The organism is Pseudomonas sp. Irchel 3E20 (assembly GCF_900187645.1).
In the GTDB taxonomy this organism is placed as follows: Bacteria; Pseudomonadota; Gammaproteobacteria; order Pseudomonadales; family Pseudomonadaceae; genus Aquipseudomonas.
This window is the reverse complement of sequence record NZ_FYEE01000008.1, coordinates 206,728-223,360: the sequence shown is the minus strand read 5'-3', so window position 1 is coordinate 223,360 and position 16,633 is coordinate 206,728. Positions and strand designations below refer to the sequence as shown.

The following is a 16,633-nucleotide window of genomic DNA, read 5'->3' as shown; positions in this document are numbered from 1 at the left end:
TATGTCAAATAACGACCAAAAGCGCGACGAAGGCTACATTGAGAAGTTGGTTCAAGTTAACCGCGTAGCCAAAACCGTTAAAGGCGGCCGTATCTTCACTTTCACCGCGTTGACCGTGGTAGGTGATGGTAAAGGGCGTGTTGGCTTCGGCCGTGGCAAGTCGCGTGAAGTGCCTGCTGCGATCCAGAAGGCAATGGAAGCTGCTCGTCGCAACATGATCCAAGTGGACCTGAACGGCACCACTCTGCAGTACGCCATGAAATCCGCCCACGGCGCTTCCAAGGTTTACATGCAGCCTGCTTCTGAAGGTACCGGTATCATCGCAGGCGGCGCTATGCGTGCTGTCCTCGAAGTTGCTGGCGTTCAGAACGTTCTGGCCAAGTGCTACGGCTCGACTAACCCGGTAAACGTGGTTCACGCCACTTTCAAGGGTTTGAAGGCCATGCAATCTCCTGAGTCTATCGCCGCCAAGCGTGGCTTGACTGTCAAGGAGATCTTCTGATCATGGCTACCGTAAAAGTAACGCTGATCAAAAGCATGACCGGCCGCATCCCTAACCACAAGCTGTGCGTTAAGGGTCTGGGTCTGCGTCGCATCGGTCACACTGTAGAAGTACTTGATACTCCCGAGAATCGCGGGATGATCAACAAGGCTTACTACATGCTGCGTGTCGAGGGTTAATCGATGAAACTCAATGATCTGAGTCCAGCGCCGGGTTCCCGTCGCGAAAAGCATCGTCCGGGCCGTGGTATCGGTAGTGGTTTGGGCAAGACCGGTGGCCGTGGCCACAAAGGTCAGACCTCCCGCTCCGGTGGCACCATTGCTCCAGGCTTTGAAGGCGGTCAACAGCCGCTGCATCGTCGCCTGCCGAAGTTCGGTTTCGTTTCCCTGAAAGCCATGGATCGCGCAGAAGTGCGTCTGTCCGAGCTGGCCAAAGTGGAAGGCGACATCGTCACCGTGCAGACCCTGAAAGATGCCAACGTGATTAACGTCAACGTACAACGTGTGAAAATCATGCTGTCCGGTGAAGTCACTCGCGCTGTCACCATCAAGGGCATCGCCGCCACCAAAGGTGCGCGTGCGGCTATCGAAGCAGCTGGCGGCAAGTTCGAGGAATAAATGGCTAAGCAAGGTGCTCTCTCTGCGCTCGGCAAAGGCGGTATGTCTGAACTCTGGGCTCGTCTGCGTTTTCTGTTCCTGGCGATTATCGTCTACCGAATAGGCGCACACATCCCGGTTCCAGGTATTAACCCTGACCGACTCGCGGACCTGTTTCGACAGAATGAGGGGACCATTCTTAGCTTGTTCAACATGTTTTCCGGCGGCGCGCTGGAACGGATGAGCATATTTGCGCTGGGGATCATGCCGTACATTTCGGCATCGATCATCATGCAACTTATGACCGCCGTCAGCCCGCAGCTGGAGCAGTTGAAGAAGGAAGGTGAAGCTGGCCGTCGCAAGATCAGCCAGTACACCCGCTACGGCACTGTCATCCTCGCCCTGGTTCAGGCTATCGGTATGTCCGTTGGTCTGGCGGGGCAGGGTGTTGCGTTCACTGGTGACTTTGGCTTCCATTTCGTCGCGGTAACCACGTTTGTGGCTGGTGCGATGTTCATGATGTGGCTGGGTGAGCAGATTACTGAGCGTGGTGTTGGCAACGGTATCTCGATGTTGATTTTCGCGGGTATCGTCGCCGGTCTTCCGAGAGCGATTGGGCAGTCTTTCGAGTCTGCCCGTCAGGGCGATATCAATATCTTTGCCCTGGTTGCCATCGGTTTGTTGGCAGTAGCGATTATCGGTTTTGTGGTGTTCATTGAGCGTGGCCAGCGTCGTATCGCTGTTCATTACGCCAAGCGTCAGCAGGGCCGCAAGGTCTTCGCTGCGCAGACGAGCCACTTGCCGTTGAAAGTGAACATGGCTGGTGTTATTCCGGCTATCTTCGCGAGCAGCATTTTGCTGTTCCCGGCTTCGCTGGGTGCCTGGTTCGGTCAGTCTGAAGGTTTGGGCTGGTTGCAGGACATCTCGCAGTCGATCGCTCCTGGTCAGCCGTTGAATATTCTGCTGTTTAGTGCAGGGATTATTTTCTTCTGCTTCTTCTATACGGCGTTGATGTTCAATCCGAAAGACGTAGCGGAAAACCTGAAGAAGTCCGGTGCCTTTATTCCGGGTATCCGTCCAGGTGAGCAGTCTGCGCGCTACATTGATGGCGTTCTGACTCGCTTGACCATGTTCGGTGCTCTATATATGACGGCCGTATGTCTGTTGCCCCAGTTCCTGGTGGTTGCGGCAAACGTTCCGTTCTACCTTGGCGGGACCTCGTTGCTGATCGTGGTCGTGGTTGTGATGGACTTCATGTCCCAAGTACAATCGCACCTCGTTTCGCACCAGTATGAATCCCTGATGAAGAAAGCCAACCTGAAGGGTTACGGCAGCGGCATGTTGCGCTGAGTAGCACCCATAAGGTTCGAGGAGTTGGTGATGAAAGTTCGTGCATCGGTGAAAAAGCTGTGCCGTAACTGCAAGATTATTCGCCGCGAAGGTGTTGTTCGAGTAATTTGCAGCGCGGAACCGCGTCACAAACAGCGCCAAGGCTGAGTGTGATCCGCTTGAAGCCCGGCAGCTAGTGCGCTGCCGGGTTGATTATTTGTTATTACAGCGATATTATCTCGCGCCCTATTTCTTGGCTTCCGGGGCGTAGGTAGCTGTCAATTGGAGTCCCACTGAATGGCCCGTATTGCAGGCGTTAACATTCCAGATAACAAGCACACTGTTATCTCGCTGACCTACATCTATGGTGTTGGTCGCACCACTGCACAGAAAATTTGTGCAGTTGCTGGGGTCAACCCAGCCGCAAAGATCAAGGATCTGAGCGACGAGCAGATTGAACAGCTGCGTGGCGAAGTGGCGAAGTTCACCACTGAAGGTGACCTGCGCCGCGAAATCAACATGAAAATCAAGCGTTTGATGGACCTCGGTTGCTATCGCGGTCTGCGTCATCGTCGTGGTCTTCCAGTACGCGGTCAGCGTACTAAGACTAACGCGCGTACCCGTAAAGGTCCGCGTAAGCCGATCCGCAAGTAATCGCCCCAGCGAATCGACAGGAAATTAATCATGGCAAAACCTGCTGCTCGTCCTCGTAAAAAAATCAAAAAGACAGTGGTTGATGGCATCGCCCACATCCACGCGTCTTTCAATAACACCATCGTGACCATCACCGACCGTCAGGGTAACGCGCTTTCTTGGGCTACCTCCGGTGGTTCGGGTTTCCGCGGTTCTCGCAAGTCCACCCCGTTCGCTGCTCAAGTAGCTGCTGAGCGTGCTGGTCAAGCTGCGCTGGAATATGGCCTGAAAAACCTTGACGTCAACGTCAAAGGTCCAGGTCCAGGTCGTGAATCCGCAGTCCGCGCTTTGAATGGCTGTGGCTACAAGATCGCCAGCATCACCGACGTGACGCCAATCCCGCACAACGGGTGCCGTCCGCCGAAGAAGCGCCGCGTGTAATCCAGGAGATTGTAAAGAATGGCTCGTTACATTGGTCCAAAATGCAAACTCGCTCGTCGCGAAGGCACCGATCTCTTCCTGAAGAGCGGCGTGCGCGCGATCGAATCGAAGTGCAACATTGAAGCAGCACCTGGTATCCACGGCCAACGCCGCGGTCGCCAGTCCGACTACGGCACACAACTGCGTGAAAAGCAGAAGGTCCGTCGTATCTACGGCGTTCTCGAGCGTCAGTTCAGCGGCTACTACAAAGAAGCTGCTGGCAAGAAAGGTGCAACCGGTGAAAACCTGCTGCAACTGCTCGAATGCCGTCTGGACAACGTTGTATACCGTATGGGCTTTGGTTCGACTCGTGCCGAATCCCGTCAGCTGGTATCGCACAAATCCGTCAGCGTAAACGGCCAAACCGTTAACGTCCCGTCCTACCAGGTTCGTGCTGGTGACGTGGTCGCGATTCGCGAGAAAGCAAAGAACCAACTTCGCATTGTCCAAGCTCTCGATCTGTGTGCCCAACGTGGCCGCGTAGAATGGGTAGAAGTAGACACTGAGAAGAAGTCGGGCGTTTTCAAGAACGTTCCAGCTCGCAGTGATCTGTCCGCCGACATCAACGAAAGCCTGATTGTCGAGCTCTACTCCAAGTAAGGGCTAGAAAATAGGTGCATCCATGCAGATTTCGGTAAATGAGTTCCTGACACCCCGCCATATTGATGTGCAGGTTGTCAGTCCAACCCGCGCCAAGATCACTCTCGAGCCTCTCGAGCGTGGTTTTGGCCACACCCTGGGCAACGCGCTGCGCCGCATCCTGTTGTCCTCAATGCCCGGCTGTGCAGTAGTCGAGGCCGAGATTGACGGTGTGCTCCACGAGTACAGCGCCATCGAAGGTGTACAGGAAGACGTAATTGAAATCCTGTTGAACCTTAAAGGTCTGGCTATCAAGCTGCACGGCCGTGACGAAGTTACGCTGACCTTGTCGAAGAAGGGTTCGGGGGTGGTTACCGCTGCCGATATTCAGCTGGATCATGATGTCGAGATCGTTAATCCCGATCACGTAATCGCTAACCTGGCGTCTAACGGCGCCCTGAACATGAAGCTCACTGTAGCTCGTGGTCGTGGTTATGAACCGGCCGACTCGCGTCAGAGCGATGAAGATGAGAGCCGCAGCATTGGTCGCTTGCAGCTTGACTCTTCGTTCAGCCCGGTACGTCGCATCGCATACGTGGTGGAAAACGCCCGTGTCGAGCAACGTACTAACCTGGACAAGCTGGTTATTGATCTGGAAACCAACGGTACCCTGGATCCTGAAGAGGCTATCCGCCGCGCTGCAACCATCCTGCAACAGCAGTTGGCTGCGTTCGTCGACCTCAAGGGTGACAGCGAACCAGTGGTAATCGAGCAAGAAGACGAGATCGATCCGATCCTGCTTCGCCCGGTTGACGATCTGGAACTGACTGTACGTTCGGCTAACTGCCTTAAGGCGGAAAACATTTACTACATCGGCGACCTGATTCAGCGTACCGAAGTAGAACTGTTGAAGACTCCGAACCTGGGCAAGAAATCCTTGACTGAAATCAAGGACGTTCTGGCCTCCCGCGGTCTGTCCCTCGGCATGCGCCTCGACAACTGGCCGCCTGCAAGTCTTAAGAAGGACGACAAGGCGACTGCCTGATCGTCGTAATCACCGAACGTGAGTTTGGTAAGGAATGAACCATGCGTCATCGTAAAAGTGGTCGTCACCTGAGCCGTACCAGCTCGCACCGCAAGGCTATGTTCCAAAACATGGCGGTGTCGCTGTTCGAGCACGAGCTGATTAAAACTACACTGCCGAAAGCCAAAGAATTGCGCCGCGTTGCCGAGCCGCTGATTACTCTGGCCAAGACAGACAGCCTGGCTAACCGCCGTCTGGCTTTCGACCGTACTCGTTCGAAAGCTATCGTTGGTAAGCTCTTCAACGACCTGGGCAAGCGTTACGCTACCCGTGAGGGTGGTTACCTGCGCATCCTCAAGTGCGGTTTCCGCGCTGGCGACAACGCGCCTATGGCGTATGTCGAGTTGGTTGATCGTTCTACCAGCGGTGAAGCTGTATCCGCTGAGTAAGACGTCAGTCTGAACAAAGAACCGGGCCTAGTGCCCGGTTTTTTGTGTGTGCGTGAAAAGTGTCCGTTGCTGATTGGAATAGGCGCACAATATATGTGGGTTAATAATTAGTTATTTTCTATCACAAGCGAATAATTAATGAATTTGATGGTGTCATCGCCATGGTCGATACTCCTCCCCAGCCGATTAGCCGGCAGTGTCCAGGACTGAAGAGGAAGATTGAGCATGAGCCAGAGCAAAACCCTGACGACCGCCAGTGGCGCCCCCGTCGCTGATAACCAGAATTCCCGTTCCGCCGGCCCGCGCGGCCCATTGTTGCTCGACGACTTTCATCTGATCGAGAAGCTTGCCCACTTCAACCGTGAAAACATCCCGGAGCGCCGCGTGCATGCGAAAGGCTCGGGTGCCTACGGCACGTTCACGGTGACGCGGGATATCACTGCCTACACCAGCGCCAAGCTCTTTGAGTCAGTGGGCAAGCAGACCCCGACCTTCCTGCGTTTCTCCACTGTCGGTGGCGAGCGCGGTTCGGCGGATACCGAGCGCGATCCACGCGGCTTTGCCTTGAAGTTCTATACCGAGGAAGGTAACTGGGACATTGTGGGCAACAACACGCCAGTGTTCTTTATCCGCGACCCCCTGAAGTTCCCGGACTTTATCCACACCCAAAAACGCCTACCGCAAAGCAACCTGAAAAGTGCGCAGATGATGTGGGATTTTTGGTCGCATTCCCCTGAGGCGCTGCACCAGGTCACCATTCTGTTTTCGGATCGTGGGATCCCGGACGGCTATCGCCACATGCATGGTTTCGGCAGCCACACCTACAGCTTGATTAACGCTCAAGGCGAGCGGCACTGGGTCAAGTGGCACTACAAGACCAAGCAAGGCATCAAGAACCTGGCCCCGGCCGAGGCCGCGCGCCTGGCCGGTACCGACCCGGACTACGCCCAGCGCGACCTGTTCGGTGCCATCGAGCGCGGGGACTTCCCGAAATGGCGTGTGTGCATCCAGATCATGACCGAGGCCCAGGCCGTCGCTCATTACGAAAACCCTTTTGACGTGACCAAGACCTGGTCGCAAAAAGAGTTTCCGCTGATCGAAGTGGGTGAGTTGGAACTCAATCGCAACCCGCTCAATTATTTCGCTGAAGTCGAGCAGGCCGCGTTCGGCCCCAGCAACATGGTGCCGGGTGTTGGCCTGTCGCCGGACCGCATGCTGCAGGGGCGCGTATTCGCTTACGCCGATGCTCACCGCTACCGTGTAGGCACCAATCACCAGCAGTTACCGGTGAACGCGCCACGTAGCCCGGTCAACAGCTATCAGCGTGACGGTTCGATGGCTTTGGGCAGCAATGGTGGAGCGGCACCGAACTATGAGCCCAACAGCTACGCTGATGCGCCCAAGCAGGCCCCGCAATACGCTGAACCGTCGTTGGCGCTGAGCGGTGCGGCAGATCGCTACGATCATCGTGAAGACACCGATTACTACAGCCATGCCGGTGCGCTTTTCCGGTTGATGAATGACGATCAGAAAGCACTGTTGATCGCCAACATTGCCGGCGCGATGGCTGGCGTTTCGGCGGATGTGGTTCAGCGTCAATTGCAGCATTTCATCAAGGCTGACCCTGCTTATGGAGAAGGAGTCGCAGCGGCGCTAGGCGTATCGCTTAACTGACTCTAAACGAGAAGCAGAACCGCCCTCAATTGGGCGGTTTTTGCGTTATTTCGGCCACGTTTCCCGGAAAATCTTCACTTTTCTGCCGTTTGTCCCGTGACCTGCAAGTCCCGTTGGTTCAAACTAGGGCCTTTCAAGCAGGGAGATGTAGGGCGATGCAAGGTCACCCGGACGTAATCGATTACCTCAACACGTTGCTGACGGGAGAACTGGCAGCTCGTGACCAATATTTCATTCACTCGCGGATGTACGAAGACTGGGGCTTTACCAAGCTCTTCGAACGCATCAACCACGAAATGGAAGAGGAGGCGCAACACGCGGATGCTCTGATGCGCCGCATCCTGATGCTTGAAGGCACGCCCCGCATGCGCCCCGACGACCTGGACACCGGCACCACGGTGCCTGAGATGCTCGCCAGCGATCTGCGTCTGGAGAACAAGGTCCGTGCCGCACTCTGTAAGGGCATCGAGTTGTGCGAGCAGCACAACGACTATGTGAGCCGCGAGATCCTGCGGGTTCAATTGAACGACACCGAGGAAGATCACACTTACTGGCTGGAAAAGCAGTTGGGCCTGATTAAATCCATCGGTTTGCAAAACTACCTGCAATCGCAGTTCTGATGCGGCCGCGGGCCAGCCCCGCGCCCACATGCCAGAAATGAAGAAGCCCCTGTCACGGTTCAAGTGACAGGGGCTTTTTTGTGGCCCGTAATCAGGCGCGGTCGCGTTCCAACAATGGCTTGAGGTAGAAGCCGGTGTGGGACTGCTTCATGTCCGCCACCTCCTCCGGTGTGCCGACGGCGATGATCTGGCCGCCCTTGGAGCCGCCTTCCGGCCCCAAGTCCACCAGCCAGTCGGCGGTCTTGATGACGTCCAGGTTGTGCTCGATCACCACCACCGTGTTGCCGTGGTCGCGCAGGCGATGCAGCACATCCAGCAACTGTTGGATATCGGCGAAGTGCAGGCCGGTGGTCGGCTCGTCGAGGATATACAGGGTCTTGCCGGTATCGCGCTTGGATAGCTCGCGGGACAGCTTCACCCGCTGCGCCTCGCCCCCGGACAGGGTGGTCGCCGATTGCCCCAGCTTGATGTAGGACAGGCCTACATCCATCAGGGTTTGCAGTTTGCGCGCCAGGGCCGGGACGGCATCGAAGAACACTCGCGCTTCTTCGATGGTCATCTCCAGGGTTTCGTGGATGCTCTTGCCCTTGTACTTGATCTCCAGGGTTTCGCGGTTGTAGCGCTTGCTCTTGCACACGTCGCACGGCACATAGATGTCCGGTAGAAAGTGCATTTCCACCTTGATAAGGCCATCGCCCTGGCACGCCTCGCAGCGGCCGCCCTTGACGTTGAAGGAGAACCGTCCCGGCCCGTAGCCCCGGGAGCGGGACTCCGGTACGCCGGCGAAGAGTTCGCGGATCGGCGTAAACAACCCGGTGTAGGTGGCCGGGTTGGAGCGCGGCGTGCGGCCGATGGGGCTTTGGTCGATATCGACCACTTTGTCCAGGTGTTCCAGGCCCTTGATGCTGTCGTGGGCTGCCGCTTCCAGGGTGGTCGCGCCGTTCAGCGCCGTGGCGCTGAGGGGGAACAGGGTGTTGTTGATAAGCGTCGATTTACCCGAGCCAGACACGCCAGTGACGCAGGTCAGCAGGCCGATGGGGATTTCCAGGTCGACGTTGCGCAGGTTGTTGCCGCGCGCGCCTTTGAGGGACAGGGTCAGCTTCTTGTTGCGCGGGGTGCGTTTGGCGGGCACTTCGATTTTCACGCGGCCCGACAGGTATTTGCCGGTCAGCGAATCCGGGTGCGCCATGACTTCGGCGGGCGTGCCCTCGGCGACGATGTGGCCGCCATGCACGCCGGCACCGGGGCCGATATCGACGACGTAATCGGCCAGGCGAATGGCGTCTTCGTCGTGCTCGACCACGATCACCGTATTGCCGATGTCGCGCAGGTGCTTGAGGGTGCCGAGTAAGCGGTCGTTATCCCGTTGATGCAGGCCAATGGACGGCTCGTCGAGGATGTACAGCACGCCCACGAGGCCCGCGCCGATCTGGCTGGCCAGGCGAATACGCTGGGCTTCACCGCCGGATAGGGTGTCGGCACTGCGATCCAGGGACAGGTAGTCCAGGCCCACATTGACGAGAAATTGCAGGCGCTCGCGGATTTCCTTGAGGATCTTGTCGGCGATTTCGCCACGCCGGCCGGTCAGCTTCAGCCCGGCAAAGTATTCGCTGGCGTCGCCAATCGGCAGGTTGGTCACCGCCGGCAGGGTTTTTTCGCCGACCCACACGTGCCGAGCTTCACGGCGTAAGCGCGTGCCGCGGCAGTCCGGGCAGGACTGGGTGCTGAGGAACTTGGCCAACTCTTCGCGCACGCTGGCCGACTCGGTTTCGCGGTAGCGCCGCTCCAGGTTCGGCACGATGCCCTCGAACGGGTGGGAGCGCTTGACGATATCGCCCCGGTCGTTGAGGTATTTGAAATCGACGTTCTTCGAGCCACTGCCATGCAGGACGACTTTCTGCTGTTCGGCCGGCAGTTCATTGAACGGCACTTCCAGGCTGAAGCCGAAGTGGCTGGCCAGGGAGCCGAGCATCTGGAAGTAATAGACGTTGCGCCGGTCCCAGCCGCGTATCGCACCTTCGGCGAGGGTCAGGTCACCGTTGACCAGGCGTTTGATGTCGAAGAACTGCTTCACTCCCAGGCCATCGCAGGTCGGGCAGGCACCGGCGGGGTTGTTGAAGGAGAACAGCTTGGGTTCCAGCTCGCTGATGGCGTGGCCGCAAATCGGGCAGGCAAAGCGTGCGGAGAAGATGATTTCCTCGCCGGGCTCGTCGTCCATCGGCGCCACCAGAGCGATGCCGTCCGCCAGTTTCAGCGCGGTTTCAAAGGATTCGGCCAGGCGCTGTTGCAGGTCGGCGCGCACCTTGAAGCGGTCGACCACCACGTCGATGGAGTGCTTCTTCTGTTTATCCAGTTTCGGCAACTCGTCCAGCTCGCACAGCTTGCCGTTGACCCGGGCTCGCACGAAGCCCTGCGCACGCAGTTCTTCAAAGACTGAAAGGTGTTCGCCCTTGCGTTCGCGGATCACCGGCGCCAGCAGCATCAGCTTGGCGCCTTCGGGCTGGGCCAGCACCAAGTCAACCATTTGGCTGACGGTCTGGGCTTCCAGCGGGATGTCGTGATCCGGGCAGCGCGGAATGCCGACGCGCGCGTAAAGCAGGCGCAGGTAGTCGTAGATCTCGGTGATGGTGCCCACAGTGGAGCGCGGGTTATGGGACGTCGACTTTTGCTCGATGGAAATGGCCGGCGACAGGCCCTCGATGGTATCGACATCGGGTTTTTCCATCATCGACAGGAACTGGCGGGCGTAGGCTGACAGCGATTCGACATAGCGCCGCTGACCTTCGGCATACAACGTATCGAAGGCCAGGGAAGACTTGCCCGAACCGGACAAGCCAGTGATAACGATCAATTTGTCCCGTGGCAGGGTCAGGTCGATGTTCTTCAGGTTGTGGGTTCGAGCCCCACGAATCAGGATCTTGTCCAAGGTGGCCTCGCTCGGCGGGCGTAAAGGCAGGAGTATAAAGCCAAATACTGGATGGATGCACACTATCAAATGCGCCTTTGCAGGCCATGCCGGGCTGACGCGGGATACATCCTCGCGGCAAACGGTCGCATGTACCCCCTCCCTCGATCGGACTGGTAGAATCGCCGCCGGTTCACACGAGGTTTTTCCATGCACGATCCCCACAGCGAACGCATGAGCAGCGGTGAGACCCGCGCGGCAAGCGGTCTGGCCCTGGTGTTTGCGTTCCGTATGCTTGGCATGTTCATGGTGCTGCCGGTGCTGGCGACCTATGGCATGGACCTGGCGGGCGCCACCCCGGCCCTGATCGGCCTGGCGATCGGCGCCTATGGCCTGACCCAGGCGTTGTTCCAGATTCCCTTTGGCGTCATTTCCGACCGTATCGGTCGTCGGCCGGTGATTTACCTGGGGCTCATCATCTTTGCCCTGGGCAGCGTACTGGCGGCCAACGCCGATTCCATCTGGGGCGTGATTGCCGGGCGGGTGCTGCAGGGTGCCGGGGCGATTTCCGCGGCGGTCATGGCGCTGCTTTCGGACCTGACCCGCGAACAGCACCGCACCAAGGCCATGGCGATGATCGGCATGACCATCGGCCTGTCGTTCGCCGTGGCCATGGTCGTCGGTCCGCTGCTGACCCGCGCCTTTGGCCTGTCGGGCCTGTTCCTGGCTACCGGGGCGATGGCCATGCTTGGCATTCTGATCGTTGCCTTCATGGTGCCGCGCTCCACCGGCACCTTGCAGCACCGCGAATCCGGCGTCGCGCGCCAGGCCCTGATGCCGACGCTCAAGCACCCGGACCTGCTGCGCCTGGATCTGGGCATTTTTGTGTTGCACGCGATGCTGATGTCCAGCTTTGTCGCCTTGCCCCTGGCCCTGGTAGAAAAGGCCGGGTTGCCCAAGGAGCAGCATTGGTGGGTGTACCTCACCGCGTTGCTGATTTCGTTCTTCGCCATGATCCCGTTCATCATCTACGGCGAGAAGAAACGCAAAATGAAACGAGTGTTGCTCGGCGCCGTGCTGACGCTGCTGCTCACTGAGCTATTCTTCTGGCGGTTCGGCGACAGCCTGAGGGCGCTGGTGGTGGCGACGGTGGTGTTCTTCACCGCGTTCAATCTACTGGAGGCTACGCTGCCGTCGCTGATTAGCAAGGTTTCACCGGCGGGGGGCAAGGGCACGGCGATGGGGGTCTACTCCACCAGCCAGTTCCTCGGTTCGGCGTTGGGCGGCATCATGGGCGGCTGGTTGTACCAGCATGGCGGTTTGTCGGTTGTGTTCCTGGGATGCGCTGCGCTGGCTGCACTCTGGTTCGCCTTTGCTGTTACCATGCGCGAACCTCCGTATGTGACGAGCCTGCGCTTGCCGCTGTCGCCCGAAGCGATTCGCGAAGCCGGCCTGGTCGAGCGCCTCAAGGCCGTCGTCGGAGTAACGGATGCAGTGGTGGTGGCCGAAGAGGCCGCCATTTATATCAAATTGGACACCGAACTATTGGATCGCACGACCCTCGAAGGCCTGGTCAACAACCCGGCACCGACAGCGTGCGAAGCCTAGGAGAACGTTATGGCCCGTGGGGTTAACAAAGTCATATTGGTCGGCACTTGCGGCCAGGATCCCGAAGTTCGCTACTTGCCTAACGGTAACGCCGTGACCAACCTGAGTCTGGCGACCAGCGAACAATGGACCGACAAGCAAACCGGTCAGAAGGTCGAGAAAACCGAATGGCACCGTGTGTCGATGTTCGGCAAAGTGGCGGAGATCGCCGGCGAATACCTGCGTAAAGGTTCGCAAGTCTACATCGAAGGCAAGTTGCAGACCCGCGAGTGGGAAAAAGACGGCATCAAGCGTTACACCACTGAAATCGTGGTTGACATGCAAGGCACCATGCAACTGCTCGGCGGCCGCCCACAACAGGGCGAGCAACAAGGTGGCGGCAACAACTACCAGCAGCAGGCCCCACGCCAGCAGGCTCCGCGCCCGCAGCAGTCGGCCCCGCAACAGCGTTCGGCCCCGGCTCCTCAGCAGGCCGCGCCGCAACCGGCTCCGGATTTCGACAGTTTTGATGACGACATTCCGTTCTAGGCCCTAGCCTCAGGCTGGCAGAACGCACAAAACCCGCGTTTCCTCCCTTGGAAACGCGGGTTTTTTATTGACCGCAATTCAGCCTTGGGAGGCCAGGAATTCATCCGTCGAGACCACGCTGGCATAGGCGAACGCCAACGCCGACATGAACGCCGCATGCGCCTGGGCGGCGGGGACGGTGATGCCGTTGAACTCCAGCTCGCAGGTGGCGCAGGCGTCGTGGATCACGCTGACGTTGTAGCCCAGGTCGGCAGCGGCGCGGGTGATGGCGTCGATGCACATATGACTCATGCTGCCGGCGATCACCAGGCTGTCGATGTGATGCTGTTCAAGGATCGCTTGCAGCTCAGTGTCGCGAAATGAATTGACGAAGTGCTTGAGCACCACCTGTTCTTCGGCGCGGTTTTGCACCTTGGGGTGCAGGTGCGCGCCCAGGGAGCCTGGGGTGAAGAACGGCGCATCGTCGTGGGTGAACTCATGGCGGATGTGCACCACCAGGTCTCCCGCCGCGCGGGCCGCGCCGAGCAGGCGGGCGGCGTTGTCGGCGGCGGCTTCCACGCCCGCAAGTGGCCATTTGCCGTCGGGGAAGTAGTCGTTCTGGATATCGACTAGGATGAGCGCTTGCTTGGCCATGGGGCGGTCCTCGGTGATGGAAGTGGCGCCCAGTATCGGCAACGGCTGCGCCTGCGGGCATTGGCCGTACCGACAATAAAGAGGGGAAAACTGACAATGGCGGGAGAACGTGCGGTCGTTGAGTTGGGCGTGCTGGTGTATCCGGGCGCGCAGTGGGCGGCGGTTCATGGTTTGACGGATCTGTTCGGGGTGGCTAACCGCATTGCCGCCGAACAGTGCAGCGCCCAGCTCCCACGCCTGCGGGTCAGCCACTGGCAAACCGAGGCGGATGGCAGGCCAGTGCGGGTGTTCGACAGCCACCCCGGGGCCGAACATCCGCTGGTCGCGGTATTGATTCCACCTTCCATCGCGGCGTTTTCCGACAACCTGCCCTTGCAGGCGCTGACCCAGTGGCTGCGTGAGCAGCACGCCAACGGCGCGACCCTGGGCGGCGTGTGCGTCGGCTCGCTGCTGTTGGCTGAAAGCGGCCTGCTTGATGGGCGCAGCGCCACCACCCACTGGACATCGGTCACGGCCTTCGCCGAGCGTTACCCGGCGATCAAGGTGCAGGCCAATACCCCCATTGTCGACGACGGCGACCTGATAACCACTGCCGGCTTGATGGCCTGGGCCGAGTTGGGCCTGCGCCTGGTGGATCGCCTGCTGGGGCCGAGCATCGCGGCGGGCACGGCGCGGTTTTTGGTGATCGAGCACAGCGACAGCGCACGCCACTGTGGCAGCAATTTTGCGCCGATCCTCAGCCATGGCGATGGGGCGGTGCTCAAGGTCCAACATTGGTTGCAAGGCAATGGCGCGGTGGATGTGTCGGTGGCAGCGATGGCGCAGTGCGCGGGCCTGGAGGAGCGCACGTTCCTGCGGCGTTTTCGCGCCGCCACGGGGCTTAAGCCGACGCAATACTGCCAGCACCTGCGGGTCGGCAAGGCGCGCGAATTGCTGGAGTTCACCCAAGGCACTATCGACCACATCGCCTGGACGGTGGGTTACCAAGACCCCAGCGCTTTTCGCGCCACCTTCAAGAAAATCACCGGCCTGGCGCCGAGCGAATACCGCACGCGTTTTGGTGTGGGTTCGCCCACGGTGGTGCGGGTGGCGGCGCACTGACTGGGCGTACTTTGTAAGTGACGGTTGCGCTGCAAAGCCGCAAAATGCAACGATTCCGGCAATCATCACGGCAAGACCTCCGGGTTTTTGCGCATCAACAATCGTTCTCGACAGACTGGGCCTGCTGACTTTATGCGAATGCGCCTTATGTTATTGGGCGGCGGGAATGCCCTCGGGCAGGCGCTGATTCGCCTCGGTGCGGAAGAAGACATCGGTTTTCTCGCGCCCCGCCCACCGCAAGACGGTTGGGACGCCGCGAGCTTGACGCAACTGCTCGACGACACCCGCCCCGACGCCTTGATTAACCTCGCCTACTACTTCGACTGGTTCCAGGCCGAAGCGGTGGCCGAGCCACGCCTGGCCGAGCAGGAACGCGCGGTGGAACGCCTCGCCGAGCTGTGCCAGCACCACAACATCATCCTCCTGCAACCCTCCAGCTATCGCGTGTTCGACGGCTCGCGGGCCACGGCCTACAGCGAAAAAGACGAGCCGGTGCCGTTGGGCCTGCGCGGCCAGGCGCTATGGCGGATCGAGCAAAGCGTGCGCGCTACGTGCCCGCAGCATGTGCTGTTGCGCTTTGGCTGGTTGCTGGACGACAGCCTCGACGGCACCCTGGGGCGTTTCCTGGCCCGGGCCGAAACCGCCGAAGAGTTGCTGATGGCCGACGACCGGCGTGGCAACCCGACCCCGGCCGACGACGCCGCCCGGGTGATTATCTCGGTGCTCAAGCAGCTCGATTGCGCCGCGCCCCTGTGGGGCACGTACCACTACGCCGGGCACGAAGCCACCACGCCGCTGGCGCTGGGGCAGGCGATTCTCAGCGAGGCGCGGCAGTTGCACCCCCTGGCGATCGAAGCGCCTACCGCGCAGGCCCACGCCGCGCGCCCGGATGCTGGCGAAGAACCGCAACACGCGGTGCTGGCCTGCAAGAAAATTCTGCACACTTTCGGGATCAAGCCACGTGCCTGGCGCGCGGCGCTCCCGGGCTTATTGGATAGGTTTTATCGTCATGGCTAAAGGCATTGTCTTAATCACCGGCGGCGCCGGTTTCATTGGTTCCCACCTGACCGACGCACTGTTGGCCAAGGGTTACTCGGTGCGGGTGCTTGACGACCTGTCCACTGGCAAGCGCAGCAACCTGGCGCTGGATAACCCCAAGGTCGAGCTGATCGTCGGCGACGCCGCCGATGCCGCGTTGGTGGCCCAGGCCATGGCCGGGTGCCAGGCTGTCGCCCACTTGGCGGCAGTCGCATCGGTGCAGGCCTCGGTGGACGACCCGGTACGCACCCACCAGAGCAACTTCATCGCTACCCTCAATGTTTGTGAGGCCATGCGCGAGCACGGCGTCAAGCGTGTGGTGTTCGCCTCCAGCGCGGCAGTGTACGGCAACAACGGCGAAGGCCAGGCCATCGACGAAGACACTCCCAAGGCGCCGCTCACGCCCTACGCCTCGGACAAACTGGCCAGCGAGTATTACCTGGATTTCTACCGTCGCGAGCATGGGCTGGCGCCCGCGATCTTCCGCTTTTTCAACATCTTTGGCCCACGCCAGGACCCGTCTTCGCCGTACTCCGGGGTCATCAGCATTTTCAGCGAGCGGGCGGCCAAGGGCCTGCCGATCACCGTGTTTGGCGATGGCGAGCAAACCCGCGACTTCCTCTACGTGGCAGACCTGGTCGGCCTACTGGTGCAAGCCCTCGAAGCGCCGAGCCTGGAAGTGGGCGCGGTGAACGTCGGCTGGAACCAGTCCATCAGCCTCAAGCAATTGCTGGTGGCGCTTGAAGGCGTGGTCGGTTCGCTGCCCGCCATCAGCCATGGCCCGGCGCGGGCCGGCGATATCCGCCATTCGCGGGCCAACAACCAGCGCCTGGCGCAGCGTTTTGAGCTGCCTGTGCAAACACCGCTGACCGTGGGCCTGGCGCGCCTGCTCGGCCGCTGAGCATTCGACGGGCATAAAAAAGGCGCCTTCGCA

Annotated in this window: 19 protein-coding genes; 17 read left to right on the top strand and 2 right to left on the bottom strand. The window is 59.6% G+C overall.

The genetic code is table 11. The annotated features are described in order from the left end of the window. The first annotated feature begins 1 nt into the window (after nucleotide 1). From rpsE to bfr, 12 genes are all read left to right on the top strand, one after another. Entirely contained in the window at nucleotides 2-502 is a 501-nt protein-coding gene (gene rpsE, locus CKW13_RS16550; RefSeq protein WP_003176409.1) for a 30S ribosomal protein S5, read from the top strand. Between the two features lie 2 nt (nucleotides 503-504). Then, the gene (gene rpmD, locus CKW13_RS16545) at nucleotides 505-681 is read left to right on the top strand and encodes a 50S ribosomal protein L30 (protein WP_003186033.1); all 177 of its coding nucleotides are present in this window, start codon (nucleotides 505-507) and stop codon (nucleotides 679-681) included. A gap of 3 nt (nucleotides 682-684) precedes the next feature. Further along, nucleotides 685-1,119, top strand: coding sequence for a 50S ribosomal protein L15 (rplO, locus tag CKW13_RS16540; protein WP_047277881.1), 435 nt, complete (start codon nucleotides 685-687; stop codon nucleotides 1,117-1,119). Further along, nucleotides 1,120-2,448 carry a preprotein translocase subunit SecY gene (gene secY / locus CKW13_RS16535; RefSeq protein WP_095109686.1) on the top strand — a complete coding sequence of 443 codons (1,329 nt, stop codon included), beginning with the start codon at nucleotides 1,120-1,122 and terminating at the stop codon, nucleotides 2,446-2,448. Between the two features lie 30 nt (nucleotides 2,449-2,478). Then, nucleotides 2,479-2,595, top strand: a complete 117-nt coding sequence (gene rpmJ, locus CKW13_RS16530) for a 50S ribosomal protein L36 (protein WP_002555468.1) — start codon at nucleotides 2,479-2,481, stop codon at nucleotides 2,593-2,595. A gap of 129 nt (nucleotides 2,596-2,724) precedes the next feature. Next, nucleotides 2,725-3,081 carry a 30S ribosomal protein S13 gene (gene rpsM / locus CKW13_RS16525; RefSeq protein WP_003194635.1) on the top strand — a complete coding sequence of 119 codons (357 nt, stop codon included), beginning with the start codon at nucleotides 2,725-2,727 and terminating at the stop codon, nucleotides 3,079-3,081. A gap of 30 nt (nucleotides 3,082-3,111) precedes the next feature. Next, nucleotides 3,112-3,501 carry a 30S ribosomal protein S11 gene (rpsK, locus tag CKW13_RS16520; RefSeq protein ID WP_007924177.1) on the top strand — a complete coding sequence of 130 codons (390 nt, stop codon included), beginning with the start codon at nucleotides 3,112-3,114 and terminating at the stop codon, nucleotides 3,499-3,501. A gap of 18 nt (nucleotides 3,502-3,519) precedes the next feature. Next, complete coding sequence (gene rpsD / locus CKW13_RS16515; protein WP_003210056.1) at nucleotides 3,520-4,140, top strand: 30S ribosomal protein S4; 621 nt, start codon at nucleotides 3,520-3,522, stop codon at nucleotides 4,138-4,140. Nucleotides 4,141-4,162: 22 nt separating this feature from the next. Then, complete coding sequence (gene rpoA, locus CKW13_RS16510) at nucleotides 4,163-5,164, top strand: DNA-directed RNA polymerase subunit alpha (RefSeq protein WP_003176403.1); 1,002 nt, start codon at nucleotides 4,163-4,165, stop codon at nucleotides 5,162-5,164. Between the two features lie 41 nt (nucleotides 5,165-5,205). Then, nucleotides 5,206-5,592: a 50S ribosomal protein L17 gene (gene rplQ / locus CKW13_RS16505; protein ID WP_095109685.1), complete on the top strand. Its 387-nt coding sequence runs from the start codon at nucleotides 5,206-5,208 to the stop codon at nucleotides 5,590-5,592. A 225-nt stretch (nucleotides 5,593-5,817) separates the two neighbouring features. Further along, a complete protein-coding gene (locus tag CKW13_RS16500) occupies nucleotides 5,818-7,266 on the top strand; it encodes a catalase (protein WP_095109684.1) in 1,449 nt (482 codons plus the stop codon). Between the two features lie 155 nt (nucleotides 7,267-7,421). Next, on the top strand, nucleotides 7,422-7,886 hold the full coding sequence (gene bfr, locus CKW13_RS16495; protein ID WP_095109683.1) for a bacterioferritin: 465 nt from the start codon (nucleotides 7,422-7,424) through the stop codon (nucleotides 7,884-7,886). 91 nt (nucleotides 7,887-7,977) lie between these two features. Here bfr and uvrA read toward each other — a convergent pair whose 3' ends face one another. Further along, on the bottom strand, nucleotides 7,978-10,812 hold the full coding sequence (gene uvrA / locus CKW13_RS16490; protein WP_095109707.1) for an excinuclease ABC subunit UvrA: 2,835 nt from the start codon (nucleotides 10,810-10,812) through the stop codon (nucleotides 7,978-7,980). 189 nt (nucleotides 10,813-11,001) lie between these two features. On the opposite strand from uvrA, the gene CKW13_RS16485 reads away from it, so the two are divergent. Both CKW13_RS16485 and CKW13_RS16480 read left to right on the top strand, forming a co-directional pair. Beyond that, nucleotides 11,002-12,399 carry an MFS transporter gene (locus tag CKW13_RS16485; RefSeq protein ID WP_095109682.1) on the top strand — a complete coding sequence of 466 codons (1,398 nt, stop codon included), beginning with the start codon at nucleotides 11,002-11,004 and terminating at the stop codon, nucleotides 12,397-12,399. A 9-nt stretch (nucleotides 12,400-12,408) separates the two neighbouring features. Then, on the top strand, nucleotides 12,409-12,927 hold the full coding sequence (locus tag CKW13_RS16480; protein ID WP_095109681.1) for a single-stranded DNA-binding protein: 519 nt from the start codon (nucleotides 12,409-12,411) through the stop codon (nucleotides 12,925-12,927). A 78-nt stretch (nucleotides 12,928-13,005) separates the two neighbouring features. Here the strand turns inward: CKW13_RS16480 and CKW13_RS16475 are convergent, their stop codons facing one another. Further along, nucleotides 13,006-13,560 (bottom strand): cysteine hydrolase family protein, encoded by a 555-nt coding sequence (locus CKW13_RS16475; RefSeq protein ID WP_095109706.1) that lies wholly within the window; start codon nucleotides 13,558-13,560, stop codon nucleotides 13,006-13,008. Nucleotides 13,561-13,656: 96 nt separating this feature from the next. On the opposite strand from CKW13_RS16475, the gene CKW13_RS16470 reads away from it, so the two are divergent. From CKW13_RS16470 to CKW13_RS16460, 3 genes are all read left to right on the top strand, one after another. After that, a complete protein-coding gene (locus CKW13_RS16470) occupies nucleotides 13,657-14,661 on the top strand; it encodes a GlxA family transcriptional regulator (RefSeq protein WP_095109680.1) in 1,005 nt (334 codons plus the stop codon). Between the two features lie 132 nt (nucleotides 14,662-14,793). Next, nucleotides 14,794-15,678, top strand: coding sequence for a sugar nucleotide-binding protein (locus CKW13_RS16465; protein WP_095109679.1), 885 nt, complete (start codon nucleotides 14,794-14,796; stop codon nucleotides 15,676-15,678). After that, a complete protein-coding gene (locus CKW13_RS16460) occupies nucleotides 15,671-16,600 on the top strand; it encodes an NAD-dependent epimerase/dehydratase family protein (RefSeq protein ID WP_095109678.1) in 930 nt (309 codons plus the stop codon). Before CKW13_RS16465 ends, CKW13_RS16460 begins: the two co-directional genes overlap by 8 nt. Nucleotides 16,601-16,633 lie beyond the last annotated feature (33 nt).

Excerpts from the sequence above, each read along its gene's own strand:
- rpsE (WP_003176409.1), top strand. The coding sequence starts at position 2 with ATGTCAAATAACGACCAAAAGCGCGACGAAGGCTACATTGAGAAGTTG.
- rpmD (WP_003186033.1), top strand. The coding sequence starts at position 505 with ATGGCTACCGTAAAAGTAACGCTGATCAAAAGCATGACCGGCCGCATC.
- rplO (WP_047277881.1), top strand. The coding sequence starts at position 685 with ATGAAACTCAATGATCTGAGTCCAGCGCCGGGTTCCCGTCGCGAAAAG.
- secY (WP_095109686.1), top strand. The coding sequence starts at position 1,120 with ATGGCTAAGCAAGGTGCTCTCTCTGCGCTCGGCAAAGGCGGTATGTCT.
- rpmJ (WP_002555468.1), top strand. The coding sequence starts at position 2,479 with ATGAAAGTTCGTGCATCGGTGAAAAAGCTGTGCCGTAACTGCAAGATT.
- rpsM (WP_003194635.1), top strand. The coding sequence starts at position 2,725 with ATGGCCCGTATTGCAGGCGTTAACATTCCAGATAACAAGCACACTGTT.
- rpsK (WP_007924177.1), top strand. The coding sequence starts at position 3,112 with ATGGCAAAACCTGCTGCTCGTCCTCGTAAAAAAATCAAAAAGACAGTG.
- rpsD (WP_003210056.1), top strand. The coding sequence starts at position 3,520 with ATGGCTCGTTACATTGGTCCAAAATGCAAACTCGCTCGTCGCGAAGGC.
- rpoA (WP_003176403.1), top strand. The coding sequence starts at position 4,163 with ATGCAGATTTCGGTAAATGAGTTCCTGACACCCCGCCATATTGATGTG.
- rplQ (WP_095109685.1), top strand. The coding sequence starts at position 5,206 with ATGCGTCATCGTAAAAGTGGTCGTCACCTGAGCCGTACCAGCTCGCAC.
- CKW13_RS16500 (WP_095109684.1), top strand. The coding sequence starts at position 5,818 with ATGAGCCAGAGCAAAACCCTGACGACCGCCAGTGGCGCCCCCGTCGCT.
- bfr (WP_095109683.1), top strand. The coding sequence starts at position 7,422 with ATGCAAGGTCACCCGGACGTAATCGATTACCTCAACACGTTGCTGACG.
- CKW13_RS16485 (WP_095109682.1), top strand. The coding sequence starts at position 11,002 with ATGCACGATCCCCACAGCGAACGCATGAGCAGCGGTGAGACCCGCGCG.
- CKW13_RS16480 (WP_095109681.1), top strand. The coding sequence starts at position 12,409 with ATGGCCCGTGGGGTTAACAAAGTCATATTGGTCGGCACTTGCGGCCAG.
- CKW13_RS16475 (WP_095109706.1), bottom strand. The coding sequence starts at position 13,560 with ATGGCCAAGCAAGCGCTCATCCTAGTCGATATCCAGAACGACTACTTC.
- CKW13_RS16470 (WP_095109680.1), top strand. The coding sequence starts at position 13,657 with ATGGCGGGAGAACGTGCGGTCGTTGAGTTGGGCGTGCTGGTGTATCCG.
- CKW13_RS16465 (WP_095109679.1), top strand. The coding sequence starts at position 14,794 with ATGCGAATGCGCCTTATGTTATTGGGCGGCGGGAATGCCCTCGGGCAG.
- CKW13_RS16460 (WP_095109678.1), top strand. The coding sequence starts at position 15,671 with ATGGCTAAAGGCATTGTCTTAATCACCGGCGGCGCCGGTTTCATTGGT.